Origin of the sequence: Nocardia brasiliensis NBRC 14402 (assembly GCF_000308475.2) — a bacterium.
Taxonomy (GTDB): domain Bacteria; phylum Actinomycetota; class Actinomycetes; order Mycobacteriales; family Mycobacteriaceae; genus Nocardia; species Nocardia brasiliensis.
This window is the reverse complement of the sequence record NZ_BAFT02000110.1, coordinates 226,030-243,604: the sequence shown is the minus strand read 5'-3', so window position 1 is coordinate 243,604 and position 17,575 is coordinate 226,030. Positions and strand designations below refer to the sequence as shown.

Here is a 17,575-nt window from a genome sequence, read left to right as displayed (position 1 = left end):
CTAGTTGCGCTGCCGTTCCCAACCGAGGTTGCGCAGATGCTGGATGGTCGCGACCGACCCGGGCACGTCGCTGTGGCCGTCGGCCATCGTCGTCAAGGCCATGGTGAAGTCGGTAGGGCCGAAGCGCAGCGGGTGCACGTGCTGTTCGGTGACGGTGAACGTCCGGGCGAGGTGGACGTCGCCACTGGTGCACGAGGAACGGATGGTCCGCGGATAGTCCAGGGGCGCAACGGGTGCGCCGCGGTCCATGCCGAATTCCGTGGTCCAATCGGTCAGTTCGACATGATCGGGTTCGCACATCGTCACCGAGCCGTCGGCGCCCGTATGTGCGAGGACACCGCGCACGTCACCGTTCTTCTGCGGGAAGGCGAAGAGTTGATCGGCCGATCCGTCGGGATTGCTCGCCTGCGCGTACTCGTACCCCTTGTGGCCGGCCACCAGGTCGAAGTACCCCGCCATCCGCTCCTGCTCGCCCGCCCACTCGTGTACCGCGGTCGGCTCGGCTTGCCCGGGGAACCGGATCCATCCGTCGACCTTCGCCGCGCCCAGCGTCGACGCCCAGAACACCTTCTGCCCGTCCCAATCGACGTCGGTCATGGCCGCACCGGGCTTGGTGTCGTAGAACCACAGGTCCGCGACCGCACCCGGCACACCGATCTGGGTCATCGGATCGTTCAGGACCAGATGCCACGCTTCGCGTTCCGGCACGAAACTCCAGCTGAACCGACTGTTGCGCACCGTGATCGGATCGGCGGTGATGACGTAGGGATCGAGCGCGTAGTCGAGCGCATTGTAATAACTACCATCCGGTGCGGTGATGATGCTGATCAATTGTGGTGCGGGAAAGTTGTGCAGCGCGAAGGTGATCAGCAATTTCTCTTTTCCGGCCGGATTCTGCACGGCAAGCCAGTTATAGCTCATCGGATACCAGGTATCGATCATGTCCGCGGGCGTCGCAATACGCAGCGGGGTCGGCGGCGTGGTGCCACGCAACGCTCCCGCGGGCGCCGACATCGACAGCAGCAGCGCGGCGGCAAAGGGCAGGCACAGGGCAATACGGGCCAGCGAGTACTTCTTACGCGATTTCATTTCTGCCTTTCGGATGGGTCAGAGATCTCGATGGGTGACCAGGTGTGCGATATCGATGAGTCGCTCGGCGTGCTCGGCGGAAACCGTGGCCTCGGTGAGATAACCGAGCGCGGCGGCGATCTCTTCTTCGGCGCGTGCTTCCGCCCAGGCCCGCCCGCCCGCCGCCACGATGAGATCGGCGGTGTTTCGCAGTTCCTCGTCGGTGAGCCGGCGCTCGCTCCGGTAGATCACCGACAATTTCGCGCCTGCCGTTGTCGCCGAGTTCAACGCGGCGGTCACCGGCAGCGATTTCTTTCTGGCCGCGATATCCGCGCAGACCGGCTTTCCGGTCGATTCGTACCTGCCCCAGATGCCCAGCATGTCGTCGACCAGCTGGAAGGCCATACCTATATGGTCACCGAAATTGCGCAGGGATTTGATCTGCTCCTCGGTACCGCCGCCGTACAACGCGCCGAGTTCGCAGGCGCAACCGAACAGCGCGCTGGTCTTGCCGTGCACCATGGCCGTCACCTCGTCCAGGCTCACCACGCCGCGGGTCTCGAGACCCAGATCGGCGAACTGGCCCTCGTGCACCGCCAGCACCGCCCCGGTCAGCACCCCCGTGCCCCGGACGGCCTCCGCTCGCGGCTCCACCGCCAGCATGGTCAGCGCCTGGGCCAGCAGCGCGTCCCCGGCGAGTACCGAGGGCCAGCGGCCGAACACCTTCCACGCGGTAGCCCGATGCCTGCGGGTGAGGTCGCCGTCCATCACGTCGTCGTGCATCAGGGTGTAGTTGTGCACGAGCTCGAGCGCGGCGGCGGGCACCAGCGCCGCCGCCGCGGCACCCCCGACGACCTGGGCGGCGAGTAGGACGAGCGCGGGCCGGATGGCCTTACCGCCGTTGCCGGCCGTGGCCGCGCCGTGCTCGTCCGACCAGCCGAGGTGATAACTCGCGATGCGATGCATCGATTCGGGCAGCTGATCCACGGCCGCGCGCATGGTCGGCTCGACTTCCGCGCGCGACCGATCCAGATATTCTCGAATATTCCGCATACGTCGTTCTTCGTTGGCTGAATACACCGAACCCCTCCTGAGAACAGCACTCGACTCGACCACGCGGCCCGGATCAACCGAAGGATTCGTAGTCGGTTCGGAAATGATTGTCTGCATCGAGTGACTGTTCGGATATTAGCAAGGAACGTCAGGAAATACGGTCGAGGTCGGCCTTCCGCGCCAATCGTTCGGCGAGATTCTGCCATTCCACAGCGTGCCGCCGAGCCAATTCCGCCACCGTCGGGGCGCAATGCATCGGAATGCTGTCGACTATCATTTGCCACGCCGCCGGTTCCACGGGCAACGCCTCCAGCATCCGCAGCAGCTTTCGCCCGTACTCGGTGAATCGCAGCGACGGATCCGCCCGCAGGCGGCGCACGATCGCGCCGGTATCTCGCGATCCGCGCCGGCCACCGGCTTGCGGATCAGCCGGAGGCGTGGCATTCGGCACGCCCGGTTCGCCGCCCGTGCCGGTGTCGGCGCCCGGTTCGTCCCGGCCCGCGACGGCCGCCCGGCTTTCCCGGACGTCCCGGCGGGCTTTCTTGGCAGTGGTGAGCGAAACACCCGTCGCCAATGCCACCTCCTTTGCCGACGCTCCGGGTTTGTCGGCCAAGAACTCCAGCGCGCGACGCCGACGCTCACCGGCCTCGACCGGATACATCACGCCATCGCGTCCCATTCGCGCATCGGGCTGCTGCGGATATTCCGCATCTGCCCCTCGGCGAATAGCGCCGACCGTTTTGTCGGATAATCCCACGACATCGGCCACCCGGCGGTTCGACCATTCCGGGTAGTCGCCGAGTATGCGTGTGGCCGCGGCCTTTCGGTCGGCCAGCGACAATGGCAGACCGTGCGCGCTGTTCATACGCACGGCGATCACGAATGCCTCTCGTGCGTCACCGTCGAAATACACCGCATCGATGACCTCGGCCCCGCTGCGCTGCGCCGCACGCAAGCGATGCGCGCCGTCGACCACCGTCATCGTCTGCCGGTGCACGACGATCGGAGGTAAAGCGGTGATCACTTCCGACAGCGCGCGCACATGCGTGAAATCCTCACCGCCGATCCGTGGTGAATCGAGCACGCTGAGCTCATCGATGGGAATTCGCTCGATTTCCGAATACTCCGAGCCCGACCCGAATTCGAGTACGCCATGACCCGCGGCATCCGCTTTCTGTCGGACCGCAGCAATCTGGTCCATAACTATCCCTCCTGGCATCCCCGCCGCCGCGTTGCGCGCACGGCAGCCGGGTTTTCGCTCCAAGGCCTGCATTACCCGAGCACCCAGGGTGATATATGATATTGCTTCCGACGAGGTCCGAAGCATTTGTTGTAAGGTACGGCACTACCACGTCGGCGTCCCCATCGCCGACGAATATGACCAACCGGTCGGTACCTGTGCCGAGATTACTGTTACCACAGATTTCGGTCACGAAATCGAGTTCACCCCCCGGGTACATCACACACGTCAGGGCACCAGACGCTACTTCGGCATCGGAATAACCCCGGTCGCAAGTCAAGCTCATCGTGTGTGAATTGGCAAGCCTGTTCGCCGCTATTCCGCACACGGGAATTCCGTACCCCCATGCATGATTTTCGACTCAGACAGTTCTTCTGATCTTACGTACCGTAACGGCACCGAAACCAATCCCCGCAGGGCCCGATGTTGAGCGAATTGATCGCCGACAATCGCGGGCCGGTCCTCCCCTTGGACCCCACGTATCGGCAATCTATCCGAACTCGGCACCGCCGAACAGCCCCCAAAACAGAGGCCCCGGGCACCCTCGACTGGTCAGCGCCAGCCGCTGTCCGCGGCACGCCCAAGGGGCAGAACGACTTTCGACGGATACCGGGCCGAGTGTGCCAGCGTGACAGCGGAACCGAGCAGCCCGGGCAGGTCGAGGGGTGCGGCATCGAGGCGGGGAAGTTGCCGCTGGATATCCGGATGCGCAGGCGGTGGCCGGCGTCGATTTTCTGGGCGGTGGGCAAGACTCGGACCTGGAATTCGGTGACCTGGCCGGGGACGAGGGGTGCCGCGAGGTCGAGGTGTTCTGATGGACAGCGGCGTAGACAGTGCCGGCGCCGGTTCGCCACGACCGATCCTCGTCGAGTCCCGCACTGGGCCGTGAGCGACCCCTCGGTGAGCCGGCGGACCGTGCCGTCGGGGGCGACGTCTTCGACGGCCACATCGAACGCGGTTGCAGGACCCGTACGGCGTCCTCGAAAGCACCACGGGGAAGGGCCCTTTCGCGGGCTCGTGGGTCACCGGGTCCAGCGGATACCGGATCGAGGCATGCAGCTCGACGCCGTCGCTCATGCGCACGTTCTGCACGATGTCGTAGCCGGGTTCGCTGCGATATCGGCGACCAGGCGGCCATGCCGATACTCACCCGTGCGTTCGCCGGGGCGGACGCGGTCGTCCATTTGGCGTGGGCGGTAGAACCGCGTGTCACCGATCCCCCGCTGCGGCGGACGAACCACCTCGGCAGCGCGAACGTGCTGCGCGCGGCGGCGGCCTGCGGGGTCACGCATCTGACGTGCGCCTCCTCGGTCGCGGCGTACACACACCCGCGCCGCGGTGGCAGCGCGTCGACGAACAGTCGCCGCTGGATGGGATGCCGCACAGCGCCTACAGCAGGGGCAAGGCGGCACTCGAGGCGCAGATCGACGCGTTCGCGCTGGCGCACCCGGCGATGCGCATCGCCCGGGTGCGACCCTGCGCCATCGCGCAGGAGACCGCGGCCGCGGAACTGGCCGAATGGACGTTGAGCCGGTGGCTGCCCCGAAATCTGATCGGGCGCCGGCTGCTTCCGGTGCCGCTGTGGCGCGATCTGCGGTTGCAGTTCGTCCACCCGCACGACGTGGCGGCCGCACTCCGATTGATTGTGCTCCAGCAGGCCACCGGAGCCTTCGATCTCGCGGCCGAGCCGGTCGTCCCGGCACGGACGCTGGCCGGGATCTTCGGTGGCTTCCGGCTGCCGATGCCACTGCCGGTGCTGACCGCGGCCGCGGCGGCGAGTTGGCGAATGGGCTTGCAGCCGTTGCACTCCGGGTGGTTCACGCTCGCCGATCAAGCCTGCCTGGCCGACACCGGCCGGACGCGCCGCGAACTCGGTTGGTCCCCGAAATACGACGCGCTCGACGTGGCCGCCGAACTCGCCGCGGGGATGCGGGCGGGCCGGTGCGGTACCAGCCCCGCGCTCGCACCCCCTGCGGCGCCGATCCGATGCGGCACGCCCACCCATCAGAGCCAGGTGTAGCGCTCGGTTACTCCGGCGGCGACGGTTGCCGGATACCGGCGGGCAGCGAGCCACCCGCGACATCCGCGGCGATGCCGAGGGTTTCCTCGTACTCGCGGACCTCGAGATCCGCGCCGTCCGAGGGGGATTCGGCGTCCTCGACCGGCTGTGCCGAGTCCGGCGCGACATCGGGCTGTTCCTCGGCCAGCCGTTCGGCCAGCGGCCGCGGGTGGCTTTCCTCCCACGGCGTCATCCCGTACTTGGTCGCGCCGGACCAGTGCTCAGGCGGATCCATCCCCGCCTCCTGCGGATCCAGTCGCAATCGATCCTCGTCGAGGTCCTCGGCGCTGCTGAGCGCCGCCGGGTCGGTCTCGACGGCGTCCGGATCGCCGGTGTCCTGCGGAGGGTCGTAGGTGTTGCCCGATTCGGTCATTGCTGCCTCCTTCCGCTACGCGACTTCCCACCTTGCCGCGGGTAAAACGTGCGCAGCCGGAGGGGTCAGCGGATCACGGCAGGACGACGCACGCGGGTCCGACGCTGATGCCGGTTCCGATCGGGAACGGAGTGTCGTGGGAATACGCGTCGTAGTCTTCCTCCGACCGGTACTCGACCACCCAGATGTGATGCTGACCCCGCTGCGGCGGAATCCACGTGGTGCGTGCCACGCCGGAAGCATCCGCGACCACGACGGCCGGCTGGAACGCTCCCCGGACCATGCGGCCGTCGGCCTCGTCGAGGAAGACCACTTCCTGACCCGGGTCCGTCTCGGCGATGACGGAGTAGGCGCAACCGGCGCCCAGGGCGGACTCGGAGCTACCGAAACTCTGCCCGCGCTCGACACCGACATAGGTGACGGTGGCACCCGCCTGCGGTGCACCCAGTGCAATACCGGTGGCCAGCGCGCCGATCATCGCCGCGACGGCGACCGGTCTGTTCTTGAACACTATGAAATCCCCTCTACAACAATGAATTTCCCGGAATATTTCGGGAACACAGCGAACTGTCCCGCACCCCATCCAGGCGTTCAATACCCCTGTTTCGGACACGCTGCGCGGCACGCCAACCCTGCCCGAAATCTCCACGAATTCAACACAATTGGCCCGATCACACCGGATAGCGTGACCTTCCGTGTCCGATCCGGCGAGCCGCGCAGGCGAACGAACAATTCTGTCCCGCAACCCCTATCGGTTCACAGCTGATAGCTCTCGAGGTCGGCGATGCCGTGCGTGGCGCCGCCGGCCGCGGCGAACGCGGTGAGGGCGTGCACCAGCCCGTGCCGGTCGGCTTCGGGCAATTCGGCGACCACGACGGCGATTTCCGCGCGTCGGCGTTCGGTGACGGCAGCGACGATCTCGTGCCCGCGAGCGGTCAACTCGACGATCAGCTCGCGACGGGAATTCGGGTTGGGCTTGCGATCGATCAGCTCCGCGGCGACGAGACGATCGACCATGCGCGTCGCCGTGGACGGTCGCACCCCCAGGATGCCCGCGAGCGCCGCCACATTCGAGGGCCCGCGCGTGGAAAGGATGACCAGCGTCCGGAATTGCGGGATGGTGATCGTGTCGTCGACGGAGGCGATCGACCGGGCGGACAGCGCGACCAGCACCCTCGACGCCGTCAGCAGCGCCTCGGTGATCTCATCGACCGATTCCTCGGTTCGGCGGCTCATCGGTTCCCTTTGATCGCAGTGAGAGTCGATTCTCCCATCCGATCACCCGTGCGCGACGAATGAGAGGTGTAACCCGAGTCGGCGCGGCAGAAATATTGCACATGGCAACTGTTGCACACTGCCCCTATCCGGTAAGGTCTCGAAGTCGTGATGTCAGAGGCGGCGGACGAATCGCGAGCGCACGTTCGCACCTGGGCAGCGGTGACCACGCTCGGCGTGGTGCTGGGCTACGCGGCTGTGCTGCTGGGCAATCCGCGGCACTTCTACACCGACGACACCGAGGCCCAGTACGCGCCCATGTGGGTCATGATGGGCCGTTACCTGCGGGAGGGCCGGTTCCCGGCGCTGGTGCCGTGGGAGTGGATGTCGGGCAACTACTCGCTGGAGGAAGCGGGGATCTACAACCCGCCACAGCTCCTGGTCGACGTGCTCGCACCCTCGTTCGACAACCTCGCCGCCTATGCCACCGCAGTGAAACTGGTCTTCTCGATCATCGCCGCACTGGGCGTCTTCCGGATCTGCCTCGCCTACGGTGCCAGGCCACAGTGGGCGGCGGTGGCGGGTGTGGCCTTTCCGCTGAGCGGCTGGTTCTTGTTCTTCGACGAATCCAGTTGGGCCACTTCGCTCACCGGCACGGCCTGGATGGTGCACGCCTGGGCGTCCGCGGTGCGCTACGCGCGTGGTCGCAGCGGGCCGATACCGACCGTTGTCTTTCTGTACCTGGCGATTTCGGTGCAGTACGTTTTCCCTGCGGTGGAAGCCGCTTTGATGGTCGTCGCGGTGGCGGCGGGCGAGGTGGTCTACCAACGACGATGGGCCCCGACGACGAGGCTGCTGCTCGCGGCGGGCTGCGCGGGACTGGCCGGACTCGCGACCTATTTGCCGAGCGTGCTCGCCTCGCCGATCACCTGGCGCGGCGACGAGCGCATCCTCAACGATCCGTTCCTCACGGTGCCGTGGTCGGAATCGCTCAATGCCAGTCTGCCGAGCACGGTTCCGGCGTTCACCGGCTGGTGGGGTTACGTCCAACCGCTACCGATGGTCTACATCGCGTGGTTTCTCATTCCCGCCCTGGCGTTCATCGACTGGCGCGCGGCACGGGCCTCGGCGCGCGAACTCAGCGGGGTGGCGCTCTTCGCGACCGCCGTGCTGATGTGGTGCGCGGGGCCGGGGCAGATCGGCCCACTGCGCTGGCCCGCGCGGGTGCTGCCGATGGTGGCGATCGCACTGCTGGTGCTGGTGTGCGTATTGCTCAGCCGCCATGGCACTTTCGAGCAGTGGCGGCGTCGCGGGGTCGCCGCCGCGGTGCTGATCGGGCTGCTGTTCGTGCGGTCGTTCTCCGCGGGACCGCACGAGGTCGTATGGCATCTCGTCGCAGCCTTGGCCGTCGCCGCGCTGGGGGCGGCGACGGTCTGGCTGATCCGCACCCGGGGCGTGGCGATGGCCTGCGTGCTGGCCATCGTCGCGATGTTCCCGATCGCCTACTGGCAGGTGCACAGCGCACCGCCGACACCGCTGTCGTACGGGTTTCCGGAACGGCGCTCGGCGATGAAAGCGGCGTTCCCCCGATTCGACGGGGTCACACTGCAACTCGCCGACCGCGGTCTGCTCCGGCCCGAGGACAAGTCGCTGGCCGGAGCCTACAGCTCACTGGCTTTCGGCAACTACGCCAAGAACATGAACCTGGACTACGTCAACGCCTACACCCCGATCGGGCACGCAGCGTTCAGCGCGCTGCTGTGCATGGGCTGGGACGGAAGCACCTGCCCGGACGCGTACCGGCGCGCGTTCGCGGTCGAACCAGGTACGGGCAGAACGATTGTCGATTTGATGAAGGTCGACCGCGTGGTCCTGCAACGCGCGCAGTATCCGGAGATCGGCCGTACTCCCCCGCCGCCCGGCTGGCAGTGGGTCGACTATCCGGGGCACGAACGCTACATCTGGGTGCTCGAACGCACCGACGGACTGCTCTCCACCCGCAACGGCTTGATCGCCGACGCGCAGGGCGCCACCGCGATCTCGACCGAACGCACCAGCGTCACCAGTCGTATTCGCGTCTCCTCGGTGCACGGCGGACGGGTCGTCTTCGCCCGACTGGCTTGGCCCGGCTACCAGGCGACGCTCGGCGGGCGCGACCTACCGGTCGACAAGCTCGCGGGAACCTTTGTGTCGGTGAATATTCCGGCGGGCACCGAGAACGCCGAACTGATCCTCACCTGGCGGCCTTCGGCCTGGCAGGCCGGTCTCGCCGCCGCGCTGGCCGGCCTCGCCGGAATGTGCTGGCTGCAGTGGGCCTACCGGCGGCGGCGACGGCTCGACATCGGTGCCACGCCGCCGGAACACCCGACACCCGACGAGCCCGAACGCGAACTGACCGCGGTGTCCTGACCAGCCCGGAGGAGTAACCATGTCCATCGCCGACCTCGGTGCCCGTATGTTGCAGACCCGTTGGGCGGTGCGTGCGCCGATCCTGCTCTACCGCGCGGGTCTCGGATTCCTGCTCGGTTCCCGCCTACTGATGCTCCAGCACGTCGGACGCCGCAGCGGCGCAGCACGATTCGTGGTACTCGAGGTCGTCGATCGTCCTTCGGCCGACCACTACATCGTGGTGTCCGGATTCGGCGCGAAAGCCCAGTGGTACCGCAACATTCAGGCCGAGCCCCGGGTGCGGGTCTCCACAGGCACGAAACGCGCGGTCCCCGCCACCGCAACGCCGATGACCGAAGCGGAATCGGCCGCCGCACTCGAGCGCTACAGCGCACGCCATCCCCGCGCCTGGAAGAACCTGCGCGCCACCATCGAACGAGCCACCGGAGCCCCGGTCGGCACCTTACCCATGGTCGAACTGACACTGCAGGCGCACTGACGCCGGACTCGACTACAGCCGCAGCGCACGGCATCGCGATCGGTCCTGCCGCCGCGGGGCCGATCATCGATGCGCACGGTGCGAACGCGGGGTTCTGGGTCGCGGTGGCAGCGGGCGCGGTCCTGCGCACGCTCGCGGCCGTATGCCGCCGCCGCTTCCGCGCAAAACCGGCGCGGCCCATTGCGCCAGCACCTGCCACAGTGCCGTGCCTCGGTTGACCGAAAGTTGCTGCCGGGAATCGCTATTCGGGTTCGGCACCGGTGCTGGGCGACGCGGCACGGGTGAAGCGGATGAGGTCGCTCCAACGGTCGCCGCGGTCGTCACGGAAGGTAAAGCCCTCCGGCTCGGCCAGTTCCCGCAACTCCGTCGCACTCAAGCGGTCCGGATCGGGGAAGTACTCGTAGAAAACGAGTTGGCCGCCGGGCTTGATGACGCGTGCGAGGTCGCGTACGCAGGCGGCGCGGTCCGGGACCTCGCCGATCACCGCCGCGAGGAACGCGACATCGAATTGCCCGTCGGCGAAGGGCAGACCGGCGCCCGCGTCACCGCTGTGGAATCCCACGTTGGCGCAGCCCGCCCGGTCGAGTTTACGGCGCACCTTGTCCAGCATCTGCGGCTGGATATCGAAGAGCTCGAGCCTGCCGCCGGTGAGTTCCCTGGCCAATTCGAGGCTGTAGAAGCCGGGACCGGGCCCGAGTTCCAAGGCCTGTTCGGTCCCGGCCAGCTCCAGCCGTTCGATCACCGACCGCGGGTTCGAGATGAACCGGCGCACGGGGTTGTCCAGCAGGAACGCGGCCTGGTGGGGGTAGGGGAACTCGCCTAGTCGTCGTGTTTGCCGTAACAGGGTATCTACCCAGGTAGTCGACATACGCACCTCGCAAAGGAGTCGATAAGTTTCACGGTACGTCTTCCACTTGCATTGCGCCACAATCGAACCGACGATCGCATACGAGTCCGGGATAGCGAGACACTAGACGGTTAGGTAATCCTAAGTTACGCTCCGCACGTGGCCGAAATGGTGTCGTTGGGCGAGGTCCAGGAAACGCTGCTGATCCCGCTGTACGGGCGGGCGATCGACGCCCGGCAGCGCCGGAGCGTGTTGCACGACCGTAAGGCGATCGAACTCGTCGAATCGATCGACTACGACTTCGCCGAGTTCCGCGGACCCTCGCTCGCCGGATCGGTGCTGCGGGCCTCGATCTTCGACGAGTACGTGCGCGGGTTCCTGCGCGAGCATCCCGAGGGCACGGTCGTCGACCTGGGGTGCGGCCTGTCTACCAGGTTCGATCGCCTGGACAACGGCCGGCTGCGCTGGTTCGATCTGGACGTCGCGGACACGATGGCGTTGCGGCGCAAGTTCTTCGACGACGGTGAGCGCTACACGATGATCGCCGGGTCGATCTTCGACACGGACTGGTACGCACAGGTCACCGAGCGACCCGGGCCGGTCTTCCTGCTGAGCGAGGCGGTGCTGCTCTACTTCCCCGACGAGCAGGTGCGCACCACGCTGAAACGGTTCGCCGCGACGTTCCCGGCGAGTCCGCTGGCCTTCGACACCGGCGGGACCATGATGATGAACAGCCAGGATCGCAATCCGGTGTTCAAAGCGGTTCCCGCACGGATGAAATGGATCTGCGACGACCCTGCGGATCTCGAACAGTGCGGTCTGCGACTGCGCGAGTCACGCACCTTCGCGACGCCCCAGCCCGCCGTCGCCCGGACCTGGCCGGCCCGATACCGCTACGGCCTCAAAGCCTTCGGCTGGGCGACGCCGGTGAAGACGTATCGGCTCAACTTATTCAGCACCGCCGGCCGGGACTGACTTGCGCAGCACCGCTCGATACTCCCAGGCCTCCCACAACGGATGTTGCGCCGAATGTCGTTGATCGGCACGGATTTCCACGCCGTCCAGCTCTATCCGCTCGGCGGTCAGTCCCGTTCCTTCCAGTAGCAACAACAGGTCCGCGGGGGTGTAGCAGCGACCGAATTGATCGAGGGCATCCACCTCTCGGCCGGCGGGCCACCAGCGGTCGTTGAAACGACTGGTCACCGGGTCGTAGTCGTTCGAATTGGCCAGATCGATGGTGTAGGTGTCGTATTCGAGCTCACCCGCGATCCGAGCCCATTTCCATGGGCTGAACACGTCGACGATCATGCGGCCGCCGGGCGCGAGCCATTCCCCGCTGACCCGGCGCAGCAGGGTGCGCTGCTCGGCGTCGGTACCGATGCCGAAACCGTTCCAATAGACCACGCAGTCGAACGGTCCATCGAGCTCGACGGTATAGAAGTCGCCCTCGACCACCTGCAGATCACGTCCCTCGACCAGTTCCGCGGCCTGCCGCGCACGCGTCGCGCTCAATTCGACCGCGACCACCGAGTAGCCGCGATCTGCCGTGACGGCCGCGGTGAGCCCGCTGCCCGCGCCGAGTTCCAGGACCCGCCGCACACCGGGACCACCCAACCGGGCGATCGCGTCCGCGCGCTGAAAGTCTTTCTCCTGCACCGTCTGTGGGCCCCACCAAAGCGGGGCGGTCTCGAAGAACGGTTGCACCCAGTCCATGACCACGCTCCCACCGGTCGGCCGCGGGCGAGCCGGTCAGCCCACCACCACGCATCCTGCCTCGGCGGTCGCGCCGGGGAAAGCGAATATTCGCGGGTTACCCGTCGTCCATGTTGTGGCACAGCAGATTTCACGAGCGACCGGTCAGTACGGCCGGCGCACCACACAGACCGAACGCTGCGCGTCGTAGCGGGCTTGATCGAGACAGCGGAAGTGCAGGGTCGCCATGCGGCGGTTCGCGGAATCGAGGCAGCGGTAGAACACCGCGTCGTCGTCGGGGTCGGCGTAATACCCCTCGTCCTTGTTCGCGTCCTGACAGAAGTCGACGCCTGCCTCCAGCGGCACGACCGCGTACTGCCTGATCACCGCGCCCCGGCCCGCCGCGTCGGGCAGATCCACCGCCGCCATGGTCGTCAGGGTGAGCAACGCGACACCCAGGGACGGCAGCGCGGCGGTCGCGGCCCCGGCGACGAGCACGCCCGCACGGCGCACGGGGGCGGTTCGGATCTTCACGGCAGTCCCTATCTACCCCGGTAACGAGGTGTCGACGGTTAGCTACTCCCCTGTATTCGGCTTCACGCACACCCTGGATCGGACTTCCCCGGGGCGAAAACCGGGCGAACCGACCGATGCCGCTGGTTTACCACGGGCCCCGATCCGGACCAGTACCCCTATGCGGCAAGCGAAAACGGATTCGTTAGCCGAAAACTTCTGTGACGTGTCGCACAATCGGTTTAGCAGCAAACTCCCTGCTTAGGTAACGGTTCGGCAACCACCGAGGGCGCCTTCCAAGATCGGTAGCACCTTTCATTTGCCTACCGTTCACCCTGTGTTAACTATCTGTGACCATTCTGCGATCAGGTCAAGAAGCGACCTGGAGTTTGGTTACACCGAGGAGTTGTTCACCCACATTCGGAAAACGACCGCAACGGTAGGCACCATGCCCGCCGCGGTCGGCGGATCGGGATCCGGCAACGGACCCGCGAACCCAACCTTCCGCCACTTTCTCCGCATCGAGGATGCGGAGTCCCCCGCGACATCGCGGCCGGGCTCGCAGTGAGCGCCCCGGCATCGCCGCACTGAACGCGTCGCGTTTTCGGGACCAGGACGTCCCGCACAACAAAACCCCACAAAAGCACATCAGCCCGTCCCGGCGAGCGCCGACCCGCGCGCCCGCCTCGGATCCGTGCTGCCCGCGCACGCCCGGATCGAAACCTGTCCCCGACAAAGGAACCGATTTCGCAATGCCTGACAGACGCCTTCTCCCGCTCCGCCGCTCGTCGCTCCGCGAAGGTTGCACCATCGCGATCGCCGCAGCCGGCATCGTCGCCGTGGCCGCCTCCTCCGCCGTCTCGGTGGCCGACGACAGCGTCCCGTCTCGCATCGCGCTGGTCGCCGACCGGCACCTGGCCGCCCAGCCTGTCGCCGCGGCCCTCCCGGCGCCCATGCCCGCCCCGCTCCCCGCACCCGAGCCCGAGCCGATTCCGGCGCCGATGCCCGCGCCCACCTACCCGGACAACCTGGACGGCTGGATCCGCCAGGCGCTCGACATCATGGCGGCCAACAACATCCCGGGCAGCTACGACGGCATCCTCCGCAACGTCATGCGCGAGTCCACCGGAAACCCGCAGGCGATCAATCTGTGGGACTCCAACGCCGCCGCGGGCATCCCGTCCAAGGGCCTGCTCCAGGTGATCGATCCGACCTTCCGTGCGTACCACGTCGAAGGCACGTCCTGGGACATCTACGACCCGGTCGCCAACATCGCCGCCGCCTGCAACTACGCGGCGCGCACCTACGGCTCGATGGACAACGTGCACGGCGCGTACTGAGTCACGCAGACCGACGCCTTCCCGCGCCGCTGCCGGGGAGGCGTCGTCGCGTCCGCGCCGCCCTGCGACTAGGGTCGTTCATCACCCGACCCTTTGGACTTCCGCGATGACCGATTACGCGCACAGCGACGCGGCCGCCAAGAGCCGCGCCGAAAAAGCCAAACGCCTCGCGGGCTATATCTGGCAGCGGGGCATCACCGGACCGGAACTCCTCGCGATGCCGGCCGCAACGCGACGCAAGCTCGCCAGGGCCGCCGAGACCAACCCGCCGAGCACCGAGGAGACCTGGGGCACCGTCGCGGCACTGCTGACGGACAAGGACGAGTGGGCCGCGCGGAATCCGGACCATCCCGCCGCGCAACGCACGAACACCGACGAGAAACTGCTCTGGGTGAAGCCGCCCATCACGCCGTGGTCGTAGCGAAAGACCTTGCACAGCAGCGTTTTCAGCAGCGCTGACGGGCGATTCGGTACGCTGGTGCCATAGACCCGCCGTCGACGATGACGTGATGGAGACCGCTATGACCGAGCGCAAGCCCGTGAGCCTCGATTTCGAATCGTGGATCGACAAGCAGATCCGCGAGGCGACCGAGCGCGGTGAATTCCAGAACCTGCCCGGCGCGGGCAAGCCGATCCCGCGCGGTAGCGACGACGAGAACTGGTGGCTGAAGGGCTATCTCCGCAAGGAGGGCGTGAGCGGCGACGCGCTGCTGCCGCCTTCGATCCTGCTGCGCCGCGATATCGAACGGCTGCCCGAGACCGTGCGCGAACTGCAGTCCGAGCGCGCCGTCCGGGAGACCGTGCGCGAGCTCAACAAGCGGGTCGTCGACTGGCTGCGCCTGCCGCACGGCCCGTACGTGCAGGTCGCGCCGGTGGACACCGAGGAGATCGTCGAGCAGTGGCGCGCCGGACGGCGCAAGCCGCAGCGTCCGGCACCCGCCCCGGTGTCGCCGCCCGCACCGCACGGCGTCAGCTGGTGGCGTCGGCTCTTCGGCCGCTAGGACGCCTGACGGGTACCGACCGAGGATTCCTCGACCGCGGTGACGACCTTGTCCGCGAGCGCTTGAATCGCTTCGGCCTCAGCGGGATCCACGCAATCGATGAATATCTCGCGAACCAACCGGACGTGATTGGGGGCCGCGCGTTCGAGCAGACGGCGGCCCGCCGGGGTCAGCTGGACGAGTACGCCGCGGGCGTCCTCTGCGACCGGCTGCCGATCGACGAGTCCGCGCGCGTCCATCCGCGCCAGATGCTTGGACAGCCTGCTCTTCTCCCAACAGACCTCGGCCGCGAGATCCTTGGCCCGTAAGCAGTCACCCGGCGCGGCCGACAGTGCGACCATCAGCTCGTAGTCCGCCGCGGACACGCCGTCCTTGGCCAGGCCGGCGGCCAATGCCGCGTCCAACCGCTGCCGCATGCGGACGTACGCCGTCCACGTCACCTGCTCCTCATCACTGAGCCACTCCATGGGAATGAAGTCTAGACCCATTTGGTTGACATGGACACCAACTTGCTCAGGAGGTCACGATGCCCGCCATCACCGTCCCCGACATCATGGTGCTGCCGCGCCTGCCCCGCCCCGCCGAGACCATGCGCCACCGTGCCGTGCGCAGCGTGGTCAGCGCCCCCAAGCAGCGCGAAGGCGCCGGCTTCGAGGTACGCAGGCCCTTCCCGAGCATGGACCTGCGCACCGCCGATCCGTTCATCCTGCTCGACCAGATGGGTCCGGTCGCCTACGAACCGCACGAAGCCAAAGGCGCACCGTGGCATCCGCACCGCGGCTTCGAGACCGTCACCTACGTGATGGACGGCACCATGGTGCACCACGACTCCAACGGCGGCGGCGGTGTGATCGGCGAGGGCGACACCCAGTGGATGACGGCAGGCTCCGGCATCCTGCACGACGAGTTGCCCGCCGAAGAACTGGTCGTCGCGGGCGGCTGGTTCCACGGCATCCAACTGTGGGTGAACCTGCCGCGCGCACTCAAATTCGCCGCGCCGCGCTATCAGGATCTGCGCGGCAGCGAACTGACGCTGGTCACCTCACACGACGGCGGCGCGCTGGTCCGGCTCATCGCGGGCTCGGTCGGCGGTTTCGAGGGCCCCGGCTCCACCTACACCCCGATCGCGTACGCACATGCCTCGATCAGCCCCGACGGACAGCTGGAAACGCCTTGGCCGCAGCACTTCACGGCGATGGCCTACATCCTGTCCGGCAGCGGCACCGTCGGTGCGGAACGCAGGCCGGTGCGCGAGGGTCAACTGGCCGTCTTCGGTCAGGGCGACGCCCTCACCGTGAGTGCCGATGCGGCGCAACACAATCGGAGCGGCGAGTTGGAAGTGTTGCTGCTCGGTGGCCAGCCGATCCGGGAACCGGTCGTGCAATACGGGCCGTTCGTGATGAACACCCGCGCCGAAATCATCCAGGCAATGGACGACTACCAGGCCGGACGCATGGGAAACATCCCGGCAGAGCATCTGGCGGGCCGTCGGCTCGGCGAATGAGCACAGCTGCGGACCGATCCCCTAATGCCCTAGTTCTCGGGCGACGCGGTTGACAAGAGGGCGAGCCGTCACAACAGTGGATGCGGCGTCCGGTCGGACGCCTATCCATCGCAGCAACTATTTAGAGGAATACATGAACGTTCGCCGGCTTACCTTCAGCGCTGCCGTCGCGGGACTGACCCTACTTGCGGCGCCGACCGCAGGGGCGCAGCCTCCCTCGGGTTCCTCCGGAACCGGATCGTCCGCCGTCGACACCGGATCGGCCGCGACCGGTTCGGCCGGTCTGACGCAGACCGGTTCCGCGGGTGGCGCTTTCGCCAACTGCGAAGACGCCAAGGCCGCCGGCCGGGCGCCGCTCTTTCGCGGCGAGCCGGGCTACGGCCCGCACCTGGATCCAGATGGTGACGGGTTCGCCTGCCCCACGGTCTGATACCCGTGAAAAACGAACACCCGGTGTGACGTACACACCGGGTGTTCTGCTGTTCGGGGCTCGACGAATCAGCGGAAGATCTTGAGCAGCACCAGCCCGACGACCAGTGCCGCCGCGCCGAGCAGGCTGTACTTCACCTTGGGCTCGTTCAGCTTTCGCAACACGATCTGCTTGCTGTCGCTGGCGATCCGCTGCGGATCGGCACGCACCGCGAGCTCGTCGAGCGTGCTCGCCAACCGTGTGCGCGCAGCCTCGATCTCCTGCTCGATCCGCTCGGTGTCCTTTGCCACGTTCCGGCCTCCTGTATTTGATATGCGCGCGCCGGGGCTCGAATCGCGGTGCGTGTTCGGCCG

20 protein-coding genes and 2 pseudogenes are annotated in these 17,575 nt (G+C 66.9%); 10 read left to right on the top strand and 12 right to left on the bottom strand.

From position 1 onward, the window contains the following. The 4 genes and pseudogenes from TY25_RS37305 to TY25_RS44735 all read right to left on the bottom strand — a co-directional run. Entirely contained in the window at positions 1 to 1,089 is a 1,089-nt protein-coding gene (locus tag TY25_RS37305) for a hypothetical protein (protein WP_042264480.1), read from the bottom strand. Between the two features lie 18 nt (positions 1,090 to 1,107). Further along, the gene (locus tag TY25_RS37300; RefSeq protein WP_042264478.1) at positions 1,108 to 2,121 is read right to left on the bottom strand and encodes a polyprenyl synthetase family protein; all 1,014 of its coding nucleotides are present in this window, start codon (positions 2,119 to 2,121) and stop codon (positions 1,108 to 1,110) included. 148 nt (positions 2,122 to 2,269) lie between these two features. Beyond that, complete coding sequence (locus tag TY25_RS37295) at positions 2,270 to 3,448, bottom strand: ParB/RepB/Spo0J family partition protein (RefSeq protein ID WP_226887041.1); 1,179 nt, start codon at positions 3,446 to 3,448, stop codon at positions 2,270 to 2,272. A gap of 293 nt (positions 3,449 to 3,741) precedes the next feature. Further along, positions 3,742 to 4,314: pseudogene (locus tag TY25_RS44735) on the bottom strand (CocE/NonD family hydrolase C-terminal non-catalytic domain-containing protein); the annotation flags it as partial. Between TY25_RS44735 and TY25_RS44730 the strand changes: the two are divergent. Both TY25_RS44730 and TY25_RS44355 read left to right on the top strand, forming a co-directional pair. Further along, positions 4,195 to 4,638 (top strand): annotated as a pseudogene (locus tag TY25_RS44730) (hypothetical protein); the annotation flags it as partial. The pseudogenes TY25_RS44735 and TY25_RS44730 overlap by 120 nt on opposite strands. Positions 4,639 to 4,658: 20 nt before the next feature. Beyond that, complete coding sequence (locus TY25_RS44355) at positions 4,659 to 5,381, top strand: Rossmann-fold NAD(P)-binding domain-containing protein (protein WP_226887042.1); 723 nt, start codon at positions 4,659 to 4,661, stop codon at positions 5,379 to 5,381. Between the two features lie 7 nt (positions 5,382 to 5,388). Here TY25_RS44355 and TY25_RS37285 read toward each other — a convergent pair whose 3' ends face one another. The 3 genes from TY25_RS37285 to TY25_RS37275 all read right to left on the bottom strand — a co-directional run bounded on the left by TY25_RS37285 (position 5,389) and on the right by TY25_RS37275 (position 7,029). Beyond that, positions 5,389 to 5,793, bottom strand: a complete 405-nt coding sequence (locus tag TY25_RS37285) for a hypothetical protein (RefSeq protein ID WP_042264474.1) — start codon at positions 5,791 to 5,793, stop codon at positions 5,389 to 5,391. Between the two features lie 73 nt (positions 5,794 to 5,866). After that, the gene (locus TY25_RS37280; protein ID WP_042264473.1) at positions 5,867 to 6,304 is read right to left on the bottom strand and encodes a hypothetical protein; all 438 of its coding nucleotides are present in this window, start codon (positions 6,302 to 6,304) and stop codon (positions 5,867 to 5,869) included. Positions 6,305 to 6,549: 245 nt separating this feature from the next. Beyond that, positions 6,550 to 7,029: a MarR family winged helix-turn-helix transcriptional regulator gene (locus TY25_RS37275; RefSeq protein WP_042264471.1), complete on the bottom strand. Its 480-nt coding sequence runs from the start codon at positions 7,027 to 7,029 to the stop codon at positions 6,550 to 6,552. Between the two features lie 150 nt (positions 7,030 to 7,179). On the opposite strand from TY25_RS37275, the gene TY25_RS37270 reads away from it, so the two are divergent. Both TY25_RS37270 and TY25_RS37265 read left to right on the top strand, forming a co-directional pair. After that, on the top strand, positions 7,180 to 9,417 hold the full coding sequence (locus TY25_RS37270; protein WP_042264469.1) for a hypothetical protein: 2,238 nt from the start codon (positions 7,180 to 7,182) through the stop codon (positions 9,415 to 9,417). A 19-nt stretch (positions 9,418 to 9,436) separates the two neighbouring features. Further along, positions 9,437 to 9,895 carry a nitroreductase family deazaflavin-dependent oxidoreductase gene (locus tag TY25_RS37265; protein WP_042264467.1) on the top strand — a complete coding sequence of 153 codons (459 nt, stop codon included), beginning with the start codon at positions 9,437 to 9,439 and terminating at the stop codon, positions 9,893 to 9,895. Between the two features lie 241 nt (positions 9,896 to 10,136). Here TY25_RS37265 and TY25_RS37260 read toward each other — a convergent pair whose 3' ends face one another. Further along, on the bottom strand, positions 10,137 to 10,763 hold the full coding sequence (locus TY25_RS37260; protein WP_042264464.1) for a class I SAM-dependent methyltransferase: 627 nt from the start codon (positions 10,761 to 10,763) through the stop codon (positions 10,137 to 10,139). Between the two features lie 147 nt (positions 10,764 to 10,910). On the opposite strand from TY25_RS37260, the gene TY25_RS37255 reads away from it, so the two are divergent. Next, the gene (locus tag TY25_RS37255; protein ID WP_226887504.1) at positions 10,911 to 11,717 is read left to right on the top strand and encodes a class I SAM-dependent methyltransferase; all 807 of its coding nucleotides are present in this window, start codon (positions 10,911 to 10,913) and stop codon (positions 11,715 to 11,717) included. Here the strand turns inward: TY25_RS37255 and TY25_RS37250 are convergent. Beyond that, positions 11,691 to 12,455 carry a class I SAM-dependent methyltransferase gene (locus TY25_RS37250; RefSeq protein ID WP_042264461.1) on the bottom strand — a complete coding sequence of 255 codons (765 nt, stop codon included), beginning with the start codon at positions 12,453 to 12,455 and terminating at the stop codon, positions 11,691 to 11,693. The two genes, TY25_RS37255 and TY25_RS37250, sit on opposite strands and share 27 nt — an antisense overlap. A gap of 144 nt (positions 12,456 to 12,599) precedes the next feature. Next, the gene (locus tag TY25_RS37245) at positions 12,600 to 12,968 is read right to left on the bottom strand and encodes a chitin-binding domain-containing protein (RefSeq protein ID WP_042264460.1); all 369 of its coding nucleotides are present in this window, start codon (positions 12,966 to 12,968) and stop codon (positions 12,600 to 12,602) included. A gap of 731 nt (positions 12,969 to 13,699) precedes the next feature. Here TY25_RS37245 and TY25_RS37240 point away from each other — a divergent pair. The 3 genes from TY25_RS37240 to TY25_RS37230 all read left to right on the top strand — a co-directional run bounded on the left by TY25_RS37240 (position 13,700) and on the right by TY25_RS37230 (position 15,288). After that, positions 13,700 to 14,287, top strand: a complete 588-nt coding sequence (locus tag TY25_RS37240) for a transglycosylase SLT domain-containing protein (protein WP_042264458.1) — start codon at positions 13,700 to 13,702, stop codon at positions 14,285 to 14,287. 106 nt (positions 14,288 to 14,393) lie between these two features. Further along, positions 14,394 to 14,708: a hypothetical protein gene (locus tag TY25_RS37235; protein ID WP_042264455.1), complete on the top strand. Its 315-nt coding sequence runs from the start codon at positions 14,394 to 14,396 to the stop codon at positions 14,706 to 14,708. A gap of 100 nt (positions 14,709 to 14,808) precedes the next feature. Continuing rightward, positions 14,809 to 15,288 carry a DnaJ family domain-containing protein gene (locus TY25_RS37230; RefSeq protein ID WP_042264453.1) on the top strand — a complete coding sequence of 160 codons (480 nt, stop codon included), beginning with the start codon at positions 14,809 to 14,811 and terminating at the stop codon, positions 15,286 to 15,288. Here the strand turns inward: TY25_RS37230 and TY25_RS37225 are convergent. Further along, positions 15,285 to 15,755 carry a MarR family winged helix-turn-helix transcriptional regulator gene (locus TY25_RS37225; RefSeq protein ID WP_042264451.1) on the bottom strand — a complete coding sequence of 157 codons (471 nt, stop codon included), beginning with the start codon at positions 15,753 to 15,755 and terminating at the stop codon, positions 15,285 to 15,287. The two genes, TY25_RS37230 and TY25_RS37225, sit on opposite strands and share 4 nt — an antisense overlap. A 59-nt stretch (positions 15,756 to 15,814) precedes the next feature. On the opposite strand from TY25_RS37225, the gene TY25_RS37220 reads away from it, so the two are divergent. After that, positions 15,815 to 16,792, top strand: a complete 978-nt coding sequence (locus tag TY25_RS37220) for a pirin family protein (RefSeq protein WP_042264450.1) — start codon at positions 15,815 to 15,817, stop codon at positions 16,790 to 16,792. A 133-nt stretch (positions 16,793 to 16,925) separates the two neighbouring features. Further along, a complete protein-coding gene (locus TY25_RS37215) occupies positions 16,926 to 17,222 on the top strand; it encodes an excalibur calcium-binding domain-containing protein (RefSeq protein WP_014982373.1) in 297 nt (98 codons plus the stop codon). A gap of 68 nt (positions 17,223 to 17,290) precedes the next feature. On the opposite strand, the gene TY25_RS37210 is transcribed toward TY25_RS37215, so the two are convergent. After that, positions 17,291 to 17,512, bottom strand: a complete 222-nt coding sequence (locus tag TY25_RS37210) for a DUF3618 domain-containing protein (RefSeq protein WP_014982372.1) — start codon at positions 17,510 to 17,512, stop codon at positions 17,291 to 17,293. Positions 17,513 to 17,575 lie beyond the last annotated feature (63 nt).

Excerpts from the sequence above, each read along its gene's own strand:
- TY25_RS37275 (WP_042264471.1), bottom strand. The coding sequence starts at position 7,029 with ATGAGCCGCCGAACCGAGGAATCGGTCGATGAGATCACCGAGGCGCTG.
- TY25_RS37220 (WP_042264450.1), top strand. The coding sequence starts at position 15,815 with ATGCCCGCCATCACCGTCCCCGACATCATGGTGCTGCCGCGCCTGCCC.
- TY25_RS37285 (WP_042264474.1), bottom strand. The coding sequence starts at position 5,793 with ATGACCGAATCGGGCAACACCTACGACCCTCCGCAGGACACCGGCGAT.
- TY25_RS37295 (WP_226887041.1), bottom strand. The coding sequence starts at position 3,448 with ATGCTTCGGACCTCGTCGGAAGCAATATCATATATCACCCTGGGTGCT.
- TY25_RS37255 (WP_226887504.1), top strand. The coding sequence starts at position 10,911 with ATGGTGTCGTTGGGCGAGGTCCAGGAAACGCTGCTGATCCCGCTGTAC.
- TY25_RS37265 (WP_042264467.1), top strand. The coding sequence starts at position 9,437 with ATGTCCATCGCCGACCTCGGTGCCCGTATGTTGCAGACCCGTTGGGCG.
- TY25_RS37225 (WP_042264451.1), bottom strand. The coding sequence starts at position 15,755 with ATGGAGTGGCTCAGTGATGAGGAGCAGGTGACGTGGACGGCGTACGTC.
- TY25_RS37270 (WP_042264469.1), top strand. The coding sequence starts at position 7,180 with ATGTCAGAGGCGGCGGACGAATCGCGAGCGCACGTTCGCACCTGGGCA.
- TY25_RS37230 (WP_042264453.1), top strand. The coding sequence starts at position 14,809 with ATGACCGAGCGCAAGCCCGTGAGCCTCGATTTCGAATCGTGGATCGAC.
- TY25_RS37240 (WP_042264458.1), top strand. The coding sequence starts at position 13,700 with ATGCCTGACAGACGCCTTCTCCCGCTCCGCCGCTCGTCGCTCCGCGAA.
- TY25_RS37260 (WP_042264464.1), bottom strand. The coding sequence starts at position 10,763 with ATGTCGACTACCTGGGTAGATACCCTGTTACGGCAAACACGACGACTA.
- TY25_RS37300 (WP_042264478.1), bottom strand. The coding sequence starts at position 2,121 with ATGCGGAATATTCGAGAATATCTGGATCGGTCGCGCGCGGAAGTCGAG.
- TY25_RS37250 (WP_042264461.1), bottom strand. The coding sequence starts at position 12,455 with ATGGACTGGGTGCAACCGTTCTTCGAGACCGCCCCGCTTTGGTGGGGC.
- TY25_RS37215 (WP_014982373.1), top strand. The coding sequence starts at position 16,926 with ATGAACGTTCGCCGGCTTACCTTCAGCGCTGCCGTCGCGGGACTGACC.
- TY25_RS37305 (WP_042264480.1), bottom strand. The coding sequence starts at position 1,089 with ATGAAATCGCGTAAGAAGTACTCGCTGGCCCGTATTGCCCTGTGCCTG.
- TY25_RS37235 (WP_042264455.1), top strand. The coding sequence starts at position 14,394 with ATGACCGATTACGCGCACAGCGACGCGGCCGCCAAGAGCCGCGCCGAA.